Source organism: Pseudoalteromonas sp. 2CM37A (assembly GCF_023161885.1).
Classification (GTDB): Bacteria; Pseudomonadota; Gammaproteobacteria; order Enterobacterales; family Alteromonadaceae; genus Pseudoalteromonas; species Pseudoalteromonas atlantica.
Genome location: NZ_JALNTJ010000011.1, coordinates 63283 through 76247 on the forward strand (window position 1 = coordinate 63283; position 12965 = coordinate 76247).

Below are 12965 nucleotides of genomic sequence, written 5' to 3' on the forward strand. Positions count from 1 at the left end.
TAAGGTAGGCAATGTTAACTAAATTACCAAAATGGGTTGAGTACGGCGCGTTTACACTCGCCTTTATTGCTGGCATTGTTAACGCTATTGGGTTATTAGGGTTTGAGCATCAGGCTATTTCTCACCTTTCCGGTAGTGTTACTTTACTTGGTATAAAACTAATGAGCAGTACCTCTGCTGCGTTACTACTAATGAGTATAATTTTAAGCTTTATGCTTGGCTCTGCCCTTTCTGGTTTTTTACTTACCGGCGGCTCGTTAAAGCTGGGACGCCATTACGACACCCTATTATTTATTGAAGGCCTATTACTGCTTTTAAGCACCTATTTACTCAGCCGCGCCCATGTTTATGGCATTACGCTTGCCTCTGCCGCCTGTGGTTTACAAAATGCCCTTGCCACTAACTACAGCGGCGCAGTAGTGCGCACCACTCATTTAACCGGTATTTTTACCGACCTAGGTTTAATGATAGGCAAAGCGCTAAAAGGTGAACCCTTTGATACCCGCAAAGGCGTAATATTTATACTTATTATTGCCGGCTTTTTATTAGGTGGAGTGTGCGGGTTTATGCTTTATGAGCACTTAGCCCTACTTGCTTTAACCGTGCCCGCTGGGGCTTGCTTTATATTATCGCTAACTTATCGGGTATATAGAATACGCGCACTTTAACGCAACCGGTTTAAAAACTGTTTAAAACACCTTACCATGGCGTTAATAAAGCGTTACTCACCTTAAAGGAATGTATGAAACCTTATATTTTGCCGCTGTTATTGCCTCTCAGCCACGTTGCAATTGCTGATAATAAAAACGATGATGCAATAGAAACCATAACAACCACCGCATCACGTACAGAAGCACTGGCTACCCCCTACCCGCTTACTATTAGTACCTTATCTGAAGCGCAGTTAAATAGCATTGCGCCTACTCATGTTGAAGAGTCGTTACAACGTATTGCAGGTGCTAACGTACAGCGCGGAAATGGGCAAGAATACCTACCGGCCCTTCGCTCGCCGGTGCTTTCGGGCGCGGCAGCCTGTGGCGGCATACTAACCCTTGAAGATGGCATTCCACTGCGTGCTGCAGGCTTTTGTAATATTAACGAGCTTTTTGAAGCGCATAGTGAAATGGCGCAGCGCATAGAAGTACTCAAAGGCCCCGGCTCTGCACTTTATGGCTCAAATGCTGTGCATGGTGTTATTAATGTAATAACGCCCGATACCACCCAAGGCGGTGGATTAGTCGGGCTTGATTATGGCTCATACGGATATGCCCGTTATAAGCTTCGCGCTGGGCAAGACTACGGCAACAGTGGTATTGGCATAAACGCCAGTGTTACCGACGATACTGGTTACCGTGATGATGAAAGCGTTAAACAGCAAAAAATAAATATTCGTCATCGTTTTGAGCGCTCAAACCTATTACTTACCTCTGGCCTTACATACACAAATTTAGATCAGCACACTGCGGGCTTTATTACGGGTTTTGAAAGCTATAAAAACGAAGACATAGCACAGCAAAACTTTGACCCCGATGCATTTAGAAAAGCCCGCTCATTTAGAGCGTGGAGCAACGCCCAGTGGCAATTAAAAAACGGCAATGTGCTTTCTATTACGCCTTATGTGCGCGACCAAAGCATGGACTTTTTTAAGCATTTTTTACCTGGTACCCCGCTTGAAACCAACAGTCAAACAGGCATAGGTGTGCAATCGCTTTATCAACATAACTTGCAAAGTAATGTAAAAGTAAACCTAGGGCTTGATGGCGAATACACCCGCAGCGACTTTACTCAAAGTCAAAGCGAGCCAACTCAAGGCTCTGCATTTTTAGTAGCCACAGTACCGCAAGGCAAACACTACGATTACGATGTAAACGCAACCCTGTATGCGCCGTTTGCATCAGTTGAGTGGCAATTAAATAAATGGTTTATTAGCGCCGGCCTCAGGTATGAGCATATGCAGTACGATTACACTAATAATATGCTCACAGGGCGCACAACAGAAGACGGCACAGAATGTGGTTTTGGCGGTTGCCGTTATAGCCGCCCAGCCAATGGTAAAAATAGCTTTAGCAATACCTCACCTAAATTTGGCGTGAGCTACAAGGCCAACAAAAATAATACGCTATACGCTAACTTTTCCCGTGGCTACCGAGCGCCGCAAGCGGCAGAGCTTTACCAATTACAACGCGAGCAAACCACCGCCGATTTAAACCCCGAAATAGCCAATAATGTCGAGCTTGGCTTAAAAGGATATTACAGCAATGTAAGTTACGCATTGGCTGTGTATGCTATGAGCAAACACAATACTATTTATCGCGATAGCGACTTCTTTAACGTTAATGATGGCAGTTCACGTCACAGAGGTATTGAGCTTGAAGTAGATTATGCATTAAGCAAAACGCTTAACTTACAATTTGCAGGTACACATGCAAAGCACACGTATACCAATAATCAGTTAATTAATGGGCTAAATATAAACGGTAACAACGTAGACACCGCGCCTCGCAATGTGGCTAACCTTGATTTAACCTGGCAAACCTTTAATAACCTAGCGCTTGCACTGCAATGGCATAGCGTAAGTAGTTACTATACCGACCCAGAAAACCTACATAGCTACGAGGGGCATGATATTTTAAGCTTGCGTGCAAAGTGGCAAGTTACCAATAATTTAGAAGTGCTTGCACGTATAATTAACCTTACCGATGAAGCTTATGCAGAGCGTGCTGATTACACCAGCTTTACTGACGATAGGTACTTCCCTGGTAAACCGCGTAACGCCATGCTTTCAGCTACGTACACGTGGTAAAACCATGTATAAAGGTTAATTTAAGTCGCCCATATATTTAGTGGGCGATTTTCCCATTACCTTTTTAAACATAGTTATAAACGCACTCACCGATTCGTACCCCAATAATGCCGACACTTGCTGTACACTTTGTCCATCTGATAGTGCCTGCAGCGCTGTAATTATATGTAATTGCATTCGCCACTTACCAAAGGTCATACCGGTTTGCTTTTTTATAAGCCGTGCCAACGTACGTTCGGTTAAAGCAAAATCGTGTGCCCATTGCGCAAGGGTTTTACGATTATTTGGCTGTGCGAGTAACTGCTGCCCCATTGCTTGAATAACCGTATGCTTAGATAACACAAAGTCAAGCGGCTGGGCGGGCATTTCAATTAATAAATCAAACAGTACCTGAGCTAAGCGTGCTGTTTTAGAGTCTTCATTATAGGCTTGGTGTTCGCTTGCTAGTTTTAGCATTAAACTTTTTACCAGCCCCGTTATTGCTAATGTACAGGTATGCTGTGGCATGCCGTGCTTATTAGCATCAATAAATACAAAACATAATTTGGCGTTATCAGATGCGCGATTGCTATGTAAGGTGTTTGCAGGTACCCAAATAGCGCTGTGCGTTGGCACCATCCACATTTTGTTAGCCGCTTCGCAGGTTACATAACCATCAAGCGCTAAAATTAGCTGCCCCTTAGGGTGAGTGTGTAACGGGTATTCTTTACTGCCTTGTGCGGTATCTACTTTGGCAATTATAGGCTGTACCATGTGCTCGTAGTTTTGTAGGTATCCCCACCCTTTAGGCTCAAACATATTTTGTCAGTTTTTAGTTATTTAATGTCAGTATAGCTAAATTATAATACTGCTGATTTGTTTATACTAGCGCCAATAATTAGCTAACTTATTTTGTAATAATGACTCAAACACCTCACAGTAATGCTGGTATGTCGCGCTTTTCAAGCGTATTGCTTGTAATAGGTATTTTACTTATTGCTGCCAATTTACGTGCGCCTTTTACAGGGGTTGCCCCTGTACTTGAACAAATAATTGCGCATTTTAATTTAACCGCTTCGCAAGCAGGCTTTATTACCACCTTACCGCTAATTGCCTTTGCCATTATATCGCCTATGGCTGCAAGCCTGGCTAAACGCCAAGGGCTTGAGCGGACATTGTTTTTTGCTGTATTTTTAATATTACTGGGTATTGCCGCACGGGTGGTTAATTCATCCATTATGCTATTTGTAGGCACAGCCATAATAGGCGCAGGTATTGCCATAGCTAACGTATTGCTACCAAGTATAATAAAACGCGACTTTGCGGCAAAAGTGGCGGTAATGACCTCTGCTTATGTACTCACTATGGGCATTGCCTCGGGTGGTTTTTCAGCATTAGTTTATCCGCTTAGCCAATATGAAGGGTTAGGCTGGCAGTTTGCATTAGGGGCAAGTGCACTGATTACAATTACCACTTTAATTGTGTGGATGGCGCAATTAAATAAACACACAAAACCGGCACAAACAGCACAGGCCTCAACACTTAACAAAAGCGTATGGCGCTACCTACTTGCTTGGCAAATTACCTTGTTACTGGGGCTAAATTCATTTTTAAATTACATCATTATTACTTGGCTGCCTAGCATACTCACCGAAGCGGGCCAAAGCGCAACGCAAGCAGGCGCGTATCATGGTGCTTTTCAAATTGCGACCGCCATACCTGGGCTTGTGCTTATACCTTTACTAGGAAAATTAAAAGATCAAAGTGCGCTTAGCTTTATACTTGCATCACTGAGTGCGTGCTGTGCGCTAGGGCTACTTTATATGCCAAGCTTTGCATTAGTGTGGACACTACTACTTGGCTTTAGCTCGGGGGCGTGTTTTATTTTAGGACTGTCGTTTATTAGCTTACGTACCGATAACTCCACGCAAGCGGCTTCGCTTTCGGGTATGTCACAAAGTATTGGCTATTTGTTGGCGGCTATTGGCCCTATGGTAGCTGGGGCGCTACATACAAGTACCGGCAGCTGGAGTGCGCCGCTTTGGTTATGTGCAGGTGCAGGTGTGTTATGTGCTACATGTGGATGGTTTAGCGGCAAAAACACCACGCTTAATAATAGTTAACTTACTAGCTGCTGTAACCATGAAAACAAGCCCGTTGCTGGCTTTTTAGCGGGGCGATGCTTTTGCTCAAAGCGCTTATTAGCGGCTTGACGTTGCTCGCGGCGCAGCTGTGCTAAATTAGCTTTTGCAGCAAAACGCAAACGCTGCTCTTGGGTTAGTTCGTCATTAAAGTTAATGGCTGACTTTTTAACTGCTCGGCTACTTTTCGGTGAACTACACATATTTTTCTCCAAATGACTGTCTTATAAATAGACAGTCATTTGGTTAAAAAAATTTCAATTAATAATCTTTGCTTATCATTTTATGCTGTTTAGCTTTTAGCATGTAGCGCACCTTATTTAGTACGGCGAGGTAGAGCGACATGCTTCTATCTCATCGCGGGTCGGTTTTTTTAAAAATTTAACGCTGTGGCTCTTTTCGTCAATTTTAACTATATCCATAACGGCCATTTTTTTTAGCCAACCAAACATAGGTAAAAACTGCCATTTTTTTGCAAAGGTGTTGGCGTTATTACAAATATCTTCGGCGTAGTTTATAGGAGGCGTAAACTTGTCGTGGTATTGGTGCAGAACCCAATCATCAATGTAATTAAGCTTTATGTTGTTAACTTTACACTGCATAGCAAAGTCGGTGTCTTCAGCGCCGTAACCAATAAATTGCTCATCAAAGCCATTCACTTTATTAAAGTCACGTTTATTAATCGCAAAAATTAAAGACCAAAAAGTTAAAAAATCTACATTTTCGTTTATAGGCAGGTTTTTGCGTTTTGGATGATCAACAGCCTCCTCCACTAATAGCTCGTAGTTACCATTACAAGGCACATACGGTAAATACTTTGCCTTGGCACTTACCACTAATTTATGGGTTAATTTAGTCAGTAAGTTTTCAAAAAGTGTGGGGGAGCAAATACAGTCTACGTCTATAAATATAACGTTATTTTGCTGGGCATTTTTAACTCCAGTATTACGCGCTTTAGCAAGGGGTAAACCTGTGCTTTGCATATATACATTTTTGGTTAAAAAAGACGTGCTTGGGGTAACATTGTGGCTGTTTTTTTCATCCATCCACACCACCACCATATCGGTTGGGCGCAGCGTACTATTTTCTATACTATGAATAAGGTTAGCAAGTTGCTGGTGACGCCCTTTTACAATAGTAACGACTGAAAATTTATGGCTCAATTGCAACCTCCTCAACTAACGCAATAAATTCGCTAATAAACTGATCTGTATCACTTATTATTTGTGTTTTACTCATTTGGGTTTTTCTTGCATCAATTAATGCGGCCTCTATTAGGGCATTGTTTTGCTGTAAAAACGCTGAAAAAGGTAAATGCACGGCAAGATTATTTTTAGCTAACATACGCGCTTTTTCATCTTGCTCTTGGTAGGGTCGGTTTTCGGGTATAACAATCAGCTTTTTCCCCAGTGCTAACAACTGTGATACTGCATTATTGCCACCACTTGTAACTACAACGCTTGCAGTAATCGCTTGGTTTATATTAGCCACCATCCCTTTATAGGTTACTCCTTTTATAGGCTCGCCGTGGCAGCCAATAACCTCAACGTGATCTGTGTAATTAGTAAGTACACGTGCAATTAATGCCGCTCTTCGGGCATCTGTTATTAGCAAAGTAATATGATTGCCAAAATCTGTTTTTGAGGCGCTTTCACCACCTGTGTATTTTGATATAAACCCCAAATAATGGGTTTTATTAAAATAGCCGTAGCGAGGTGTTTCTAACTGCTTTGGGTACGGGGCGTATAATTTAGTCGCGCATTCATAGGCAAACACTTGAGTAGGGTCGCCACTAATATCACCCGAATGGCGCTGCATTAAAACAGGTATACCGGTACTTCTGGCCATAATAGTGAGTTCGGCCGATACATCACTTATAAATAATACCGGTTTGTATTGCTGCGCTAATAAGTTAAAAGTTATAGAGCGCTCAAGTGGCGCTTCGCTATATTCTATTCCTTCAAACGCTGCGTTATAGCTCCTTTGCACTGAGCTTTGCCCTACCCATTTTGAAGGCAGCTTTTCAAAAACGCTCTGCTTACACACTTTATTTAAAGCCATTTTGACTTTTAAATCGCCATAGAGCACTACTACGTTATAGCTATTTTGAAGCTTATTTATAAGTAACTCAGCACGTGTAATGTGGCCCGCGCCATGATGATGAACATAAAAAAATACAGTCGGTAAATTTGGCTCATAATTTGGCTCATATAAGTGCTGCATATTCGGCCTCATAATTTGAAACAGTAACGTTAAAGTCGAAGTTTTTAGCAAATGATTGGCACGCTTGCGGCGTTATTTTGCCCAGCTTTTTAATGGCTGATACAGCTTCATCCACATTGTTTAGTGCGGTGCACACATTAGAAAATCGCAATTCTTCGGGTATGGCTGTTTTAAAGCCTACAACCGGTATGCCATGAGCAAGCGCTTCAATGGTTGTTAGGCCAAAAGGTTCGTGCCACTTTGAGGTGGCTAAAAATAAGCGAGATTTAGTAAGCTCTGCAAATAACTCATCATGTTTTAAATGCCCTAAATAACAAATGGAGTCTGTAAGTAAGGGTTCGACTTTAGCTTTAAAATATTCTTCATCTTCAATGGGGCCAGCTATAGATAAATTGCGCTGTAACTTTTGCGCTATTTGAATCGCCGATACTAGGTCTTTTTCGGCGTTAATACGCCCCATCCAAAACAAATCATGGGTTTTATTTTCCTCTAGTACACATTCACTTTTGGGCATAGTAACACCATTTGAAATCACTTTAATTGCGCTACCAAGCTGAGACTCCCACTCTTTACACAACCGGTTAGACACGGCTATATAACGATGATCGCTACGCGCTTTATGCAGCTTATGTATTAAGCCAAGCTTTGGTGATACAGGGGCATGTAAAGTAATCACGCTTTTTATATTGTGCAGTAATGCAACATCATAAATCGCATGATAATAACTGTGGTAATGCACCACGTCGTAATACGAGTTGTCTATTAGCGCAAACTGGGCGGCCTGATACAGTTTTTGGCCTTCTTCTTCTGTGGTTATGTTGTCTTTCATGCGCAGGGGGGATTCATCTAACTGTAAAATGTTAAACTCGTTTTCTTCATCAGCGTCTTTACACAACACATCAACAGTGTGCCCTTTTTTACAAAGTGCGTTAGCTAAATTAGCAACAAAGGCCTCTGTACCCCCCTTAAAAGGTTGTCGCAAAGAAACTATAGGGCTTGCGACCATTAGTATTCTCATGCAATTCTCCCTAATATATTGCTGTATTCGCTGCACATTTTAGCTATAGGGAAATTACGCGCGCTTTTAATTACATCATTTTTATTTAACGAAAAAGAAGCTTCAAGCGCGGCAGCTAAACTGTTTACGTTATTACCTTTAGCCAGTACGCCTGCCCCTTCACTGACTATTTCAGCAAACGCACCACGATTAAACGACACCACTGGCGTACCTGTTGCCATAGCTTCTAAAGTAGAAAGCCCAAATGGCTCATCCCAGCGGGTGCCAAATACAGCAGCTTTGGCATTTGCTAATTGGAGTTTAATACTGTGGTGATCAAGATGCCCTAAATAGCTATCGCAGGGTCTTAGCAAAGGCCGTACTACATCATCCATATAGTGTTTATCTGCGATGGGGCCGGCAAATTTAATAGCAATACCCATTTGTTGCGCTGTAGATATTGCTATATCAATGCCCTTACTCGGTAATATTCGGCCATAAGTAAACACATAATCTTGAGGGTTCTTTGTTACCTGCCAACGTTTAAGGTCTATACCATTGTAAGTAACTTCTACTTTATCGTTTATAAAAGGCTTCCACGCCTCAGCTAAAGAATGCGACACTGCGGTGAAGTGTATAAACGGCGAGTAAGAAGCCAGCCCCACAACCGCTTTAAGTTTTGAATAAGGCGGCGTATGCAATGTGGTTAACATGGGAATGTTATGTTTACTGGCCCACAATATGGGGATGGGATTAAGAGAGTTATTATGTACTACGTCAAACTGCTCTTTAGTTATATCGGCCATTACCTTGAGCATAAAATCGTTTTCAACTATATCGGGATATTGTTGATATTGGCTGTTATCTATCTGAAACGATTTTAAATTACAGTTAACCTCGCTGTCTGGGTGAGCATACAAAGTAACCTCATACACTGATTGGTAGTATTCAACCAGTGCACCAGTAAAGGCTTCTAGCCCACCAGCATAGGGCGATTTAATAGGAAATCGAGGGTGAGCTATAATCGCAAGTTTCATACTGCAAGCTCCTCGCGTCCGTGCGGCTTTTTATACAAAAGAACCCATGGCGATTCCTTTTTGCTTTTTGCAGTAAACATTTTTTTCATTAACTGCCAATCACTGCTTGGCGCTGTTTCAAAGGGTAAAAACTCTAATAAAGAATCTTTTTTAAATATTATGCTTTCCAGCGGCCTTTGATAGGTGCGATCTACTTTCTTTGTGTTATCAAAGTAATAAGGAGTAAAAACAAAGTCCTCTTCAAAGCCTTCGTTTATTAGTTTAAAAGTGTGCTTTTCATCAAATACGTCATCATCTGTACGAAAAACCACAAAGTCACTCAACGTAGCCTGCAGCCCCACATTATAAGCCGCAAACCGACAGTTTAGCTGGTGATCAATATAAATAATGCTTGGGTCAATCGCCTTTAACCTTAGGCGTAAGTTATACCTTTGTTTGTACTTTTGCGTTGAATTATCAACAATGGTTATGATGCAGTTACTGGCGTATTTTTGTATTTCTTTAACCCGATCTATAACACCTTCATTGCAGTGATAAGTTACTAACACAATGGCAGTTTTACAGTATCTTTTGCTTTTCATTATTCTTCCTTAGCCACATTTTTATTTAAAACCGCTTTAAACAAGGGTATTAATTTCCGTATCTATTACGCTAATAAATTAAGCGCTAACTTTTGTAATCGTTAAAATAAGCACTTAATTGCTTTAAGCGCAGCTCTAAGGCTAATTTTTCAGAGAGTTTCCAGTGTGGTAGTTTTTTTAAACGTGATTTGGCCGCTTCTAATTCAGCCCCCACTTCGCTTGTAGATAAAATTCTCATTTGTTTCACCTCATAATAAATATGCAGTCCATAAGAATTTATCAGCAAATAACAAGCCAAATAGGTACAGCTAAAAATCAAATATTTATTAATAAATATCAAAAGCTTATATTTTTAAAAAGTGGAAAGGTGTTTTTATAAAGGGGGGCATAGGCATATATTTCAATAAAATATGAAAATAATTCACAAAGCGCTTTAGCTTATAAATACTTAATCACTCGCGTTAAAAAAACGCTCTAAAGCAACAATAAACAGATTTAAATATAAAAAAGAATACAAAAGGAAGGGTAATTTAAATAGCTGCTAGTGAGACTCTCCCACTAGCAAGGCATGGCTAATAAGGCGTTTTATTTACTCAGCGCCCATTGCGCTTATGATTGAGGCGTAGTTTCAAAAGCCGGCACTTGGTGTAAATCGTTTAGCCATGTAAGCGTTGATTGCGACCAAATTTGCGCAGCTGGGGTAAACTCATCACGCTGATCAACGGCCCCTATGCGCAGGCCATACACTCTATCGGCTTTTGCTTCGTTGGTTGCGTAAAGTGTAGTGCCGCACGTACCACAAAAACCTTGTGCGCGTTTATTACCGCTTTGTGCTGTTTTAACATACTCTTTTGGCTCGCCTTTAGTAAATACCACCGAGTTTGGCTCAGCCATAATTACGGCTCTAAATGGCCCACTCGACATGCGTTGGCAATCGCTACAATGACATACAAGTACGTTATTATTTTGCGACTGAGCTTGGTATTTAATTTCACCACAATAGCAGCTTCCGGTAATTTTCATTTTACTCTCCTTGAGTATGTTTAAAGGTGCTTAACCTAAATAAGCTAAAATAATTTTAGGTAGTTCTTGCGCGTATTGCTGCGCCGATAAATCACAGGCTATCGCAGGGGTTAAATCGTGATACAGCACTTTATCAAGCAATGAACTGACAATTAAAAATACTGCAGTACCTGCCGCCGTTTCGCTCACTTTGGTATCTGTTTGGCTAATTAGTTGCGCTAACCGCTGATAAATTACTCGCCTGTTTATGTGTTTATCACTGCCTAATAACTCACTGTGTAAACGCGAATTTAAATGCAGGGTTCTAAATACCCCCTGCTGTGATGATAAAAACACATAGGTTTTATGGCATAAAGTGTTAACTACATCGTCTAAGTTTTTATAGTGCTGCGCCTCAAGCTCACTTACCCAGTTATCTAATGCAATACCAAAGTCTTGATACAGCATAGGCAGCAGCGACTCTTTATTTTTAAAGCGACGGTAAAACGTACCTACCGACACCTCGGCGTAATCGGCCAGCTCTTTTATACTTATGTGCTCAAAAAACTTACTTTTTAAACTGTGATGCAGCGCTTTTACTAGTTTTTCTTGGGTTTGTTGGCTGCGTTGTTGCTTAGGCGCCAAAAAAGGGTGTTCAGACATAAATTCAAACATGTTGAGTTGTAAACGCACGTACTGTGCAGCTTGTTAATATAAACAACAATACCCAGCCAGCAATTACATTACTCGCTGGGTAGTTATGTCGTTATTTTTGGCTATTTAAATAATCTACCGCTAATTGGCTAAGCGCTTTGGTACCCACTTTAAACGATGACTCATCGGCATAAAAATAAGGTGAGTGGTTACTTGCTACCGTTTTTAAGTCTTGATCGTCAGGCGTACCACCTAAAAATACAAATACACTAGGTATTTCTAGGGCATAAAACGAAAAGTCTTCTGCGCCGGTTATTTTACCCATTTCTTGCACGTTTTGTTTACCGGCTGCTTTTTCAAGGCTAGGTAACATTTGCGCAGTAAGTTCAGGGTTATTAACCGTTACTGGGTAACCTTCGTGAATATGCACATCGGCCGTTGCCCCCGATGATTTAGCAATATGTGTAGCGGTTGTTTTAATATTTTCAAAGATTTGCGCGCGATTATCCATATCAAAATTACGAATAGTGCCAACCATTTCAACTTCTTCAGGAATTATATTATTACGCACACCACCGGCAATTTTACCAAACGACACAATAGCAGGCTCTTTGGTTATATTTACTTGGCGGCTAACAATATGGTTAACGCCCGTTACAATTTGCGCAGCGGCAGCAATAGGGTCAACGCCTGTCCACGGTGCTGAGCCATGTGCTTGGCGACCATGTACGGTTATTTCAAAGCGATCAGCACTGGCCATAAACGGCCCACTTCGATAGCCAATTTTACCCGTATGTAGGCTCGATGTAATATGCAGGCCAAAGGCTACGTCAGGTTTATATTTAGTAAATATACCTTCTTTAAGCATTAGCTCTGCACCGCCCTCTTCGCCTAAAGGTGCGCCCTCTTCAGCAGGCTGAAACACAAACATGATGTTGCCATGCAATTCATCTTTCATATTTGCTAATACTTCGGCTGCGCCCATTAGCATAGCTACGTGCGTGTCGTGGCCACAAGCGTGCATTATGCCTACATCAACGCCACGGAAATTTGTGGTTTTGGTTGATTTAAATGGCACATCTGTTTTTTCTGTTACCGGTAGTGCATCCATATCGGCGCGTAGCATTACTGTAGGGCCAGGCTTTGCACCTTTTAAAATACCAACAACACCGGTGTAAGCAATATCGGTTTGTACTTGCATACCTAACGACTTTAAGTGTTTAGCCACAATGCCTGCGGTACGCGTTTCGCGATTACCAAGCTCAGGGTTTTGGTGAAAGTCGCGTCGCCATTCAATTACCTGCTGCTCTACATTTTTAACGTGCTGATCAAGGTTTGCCTGCGCGTTAAACGCACCAAGTGCAGCGAAACCTAATGCCACCGAAAGTAATGATTTTTTCATCCTGATTTCCTTTATTATTTTAATGAAGCCCAACAACCGATTTAGTGTTATCGAAAAGTGCTGTTGAGTTATAGCCTACACCATTTTTAAATTTATTTTTTTACTACGAGCGCTAAGGCGTACAAGTTTGAAAGTAATACTAAAAC

Annotated in this window: 14 protein-coding genes; 3 read left to right on the forward strand and 11 right to left on the reverse strand. The window is 41.4% G+C overall.

Going from position 1 to position 12965, the window contains the following annotated elements; translation table 11 throughout:
* The first annotated feature begins 11 nt into the window (after window positions 1-11).
* Both MTF68_RS17645 and MTF68_RS17650 read left to right on the forward strand, forming a co-directional pair.
* Complete coding sequence (locus MTF68_RS17645; RefSeq protein ID WP_248463183.1) at window positions 12-668, forward strand: YoaK family protein; 657 nt, start codon at window positions 12-14, stop codon at window positions 666-668.
* Between the two features lie 74 nt (window positions 669-742).
* Complete coding sequence (locus tag MTF68_RS17650) at window positions 743-2803, forward strand: TonB-dependent receptor (RefSeq protein ID WP_248463184.1); 2061 nt, start codon at window positions 743-745, stop codon at window positions 2801-2803.
* Between the two features lie 15 nt (window positions 2804-2818).
* Here MTF68_RS17650 and MTF68_RS17655 read toward each other — a convergent pair whose 3' ends face one another.
* Window positions 2819-3601 carry a helix-turn-helix transcriptional regulator gene (locus MTF68_RS17655; protein ID WP_248463185.1) on the reverse strand — a complete coding sequence of 261 codons (783 nt, stop codon included), beginning with the start codon at window positions 3599-3601 and terminating at the stop codon, window positions 2819-2821.
* 101 nt (window positions 3602-3702) lie between these two features.
* Here MTF68_RS17655 and MTF68_RS17660 point away from each other — a divergent pair, with 101 nt between their 5' ends.
* Window positions 3703-4905 (forward strand): MFS transporter, encoded by a 1203-nt coding sequence (locus MTF68_RS17660; RefSeq protein ID WP_240452945.1) that lies wholly within the window; start codon window positions 3703-3705, stop codon window positions 4903-4905.
* On the opposite strand, the gene MTF68_RS17665 is transcribed toward MTF68_RS17660, so the two are convergent.
* The 10 genes from MTF68_RS17665 to MTF68_RS17710 all read right to left on the reverse strand — a co-directional run bounded on the left by MTF68_RS17665 (window position 4902) and on the right by MTF68_RS17710 (window position 12819).
* Window positions 4902-5126 carry a hypothetical protein gene (locus MTF68_RS17665; protein WP_004588490.1) on the reverse strand — a complete coding sequence of 75 codons (225 nt, stop codon included), beginning with the start codon at window positions 5124-5126 and terminating at the stop codon, window positions 4902-4904. The genes MTF68_RS17660 and MTF68_RS17665 overlap by 4 nt on opposite strands.
* A gap of 117 nt (window positions 5127-5243) precedes the next feature.
* Window positions 5244-6086: a galactosyltransferase-related protein gene (locus MTF68_RS17670; protein WP_162985982.1), complete on the reverse strand. Its 843-nt coding sequence runs from the start codon at window positions 6084-6086 to the stop codon at window positions 5244-5246.
* The gene (locus tag MTF68_RS17675; protein ID WP_248463187.1) at window positions 6076-7146 is read right to left on the reverse strand and encodes a glycosyltransferase; all 1071 of its coding nucleotides are present in this window, start codon (window positions 7144-7146) and stop codon (window positions 6076-6078) included. Before MTF68_RS17675 ends, MTF68_RS17670 begins: the two co-directional genes overlap by 11 nt.
* Window positions 7130-8164 carry a glycosyltransferase gene (locus MTF68_RS17680; protein ID WP_248463189.1) on the reverse strand — a complete coding sequence of 345 codons (1035 nt, stop codon included), beginning with the start codon at window positions 8162-8164 and terminating at the stop codon, window positions 7130-7132. Before MTF68_RS17680 ends, MTF68_RS17675 begins: the two co-directional genes overlap by 17 nt.
* Window positions 8161-9180, reverse strand: a complete 1020-nt coding sequence (locus MTF68_RS17685; protein ID WP_096042208.1) for a glycosyltransferase — start codon at window positions 9178-9180, stop codon at window positions 8161-8163. The genes MTF68_RS17680 and MTF68_RS17685 overlap by 4 nt, the downstream gene beginning before the upstream one ends.
* Window positions 9177-9761 (reverse strand): glycosyltransferase, encoded by a 585-nt coding sequence (locus MTF68_RS17690; protein WP_248463190.1) that lies wholly within the window; start codon window positions 9759-9761, stop codon window positions 9177-9179. The genes MTF68_RS17685 and MTF68_RS17690 overlap by 4 nt, the downstream gene beginning before the upstream one ends.
* Before the next feature lie 85 nt (window positions 9762-9846).
* Window positions 9847-9999: a hypothetical protein gene (locus tag MTF68_RS17695; RefSeq protein ID WP_024031649.1), complete on the reverse strand. Its 153-nt coding sequence runs from the start codon at window positions 9997-9999 to the stop codon at window positions 9847-9849.
* Window positions 10000-10370: 371 nt separating this feature from the next.
* Window positions 10371-10784 (reverse strand): GFA family protein, encoded by a 414-nt coding sequence (locus tag MTF68_RS17700; protein WP_004588484.1) that lies wholly within the window; start codon window positions 10782-10784, stop codon window positions 10371-10373.
* A 30-nt stretch (window positions 10785-10814) separates the two neighbouring features.
* Window positions 10815-11426 (reverse strand): TetR/AcrR family transcriptional regulator, encoded by a 612-nt coding sequence (locus MTF68_RS17705; protein WP_248463192.1) that lies wholly within the window; start codon window positions 11424-11426, stop codon window positions 10815-10817.
* A gap of 103 nt (window positions 11427-11529) precedes the next feature.
* Window positions 11530-12819 carry a M20 family metallopeptidase gene (locus tag MTF68_RS17710; RefSeq protein ID WP_248463194.1) on the reverse strand — a complete coding sequence of 430 codons (1290 nt, stop codon included), beginning with the start codon at window positions 12817-12819 and terminating at the stop codon, window positions 11530-11532.
* Window positions 12820-12965 lie beyond the last annotated feature (146 nt).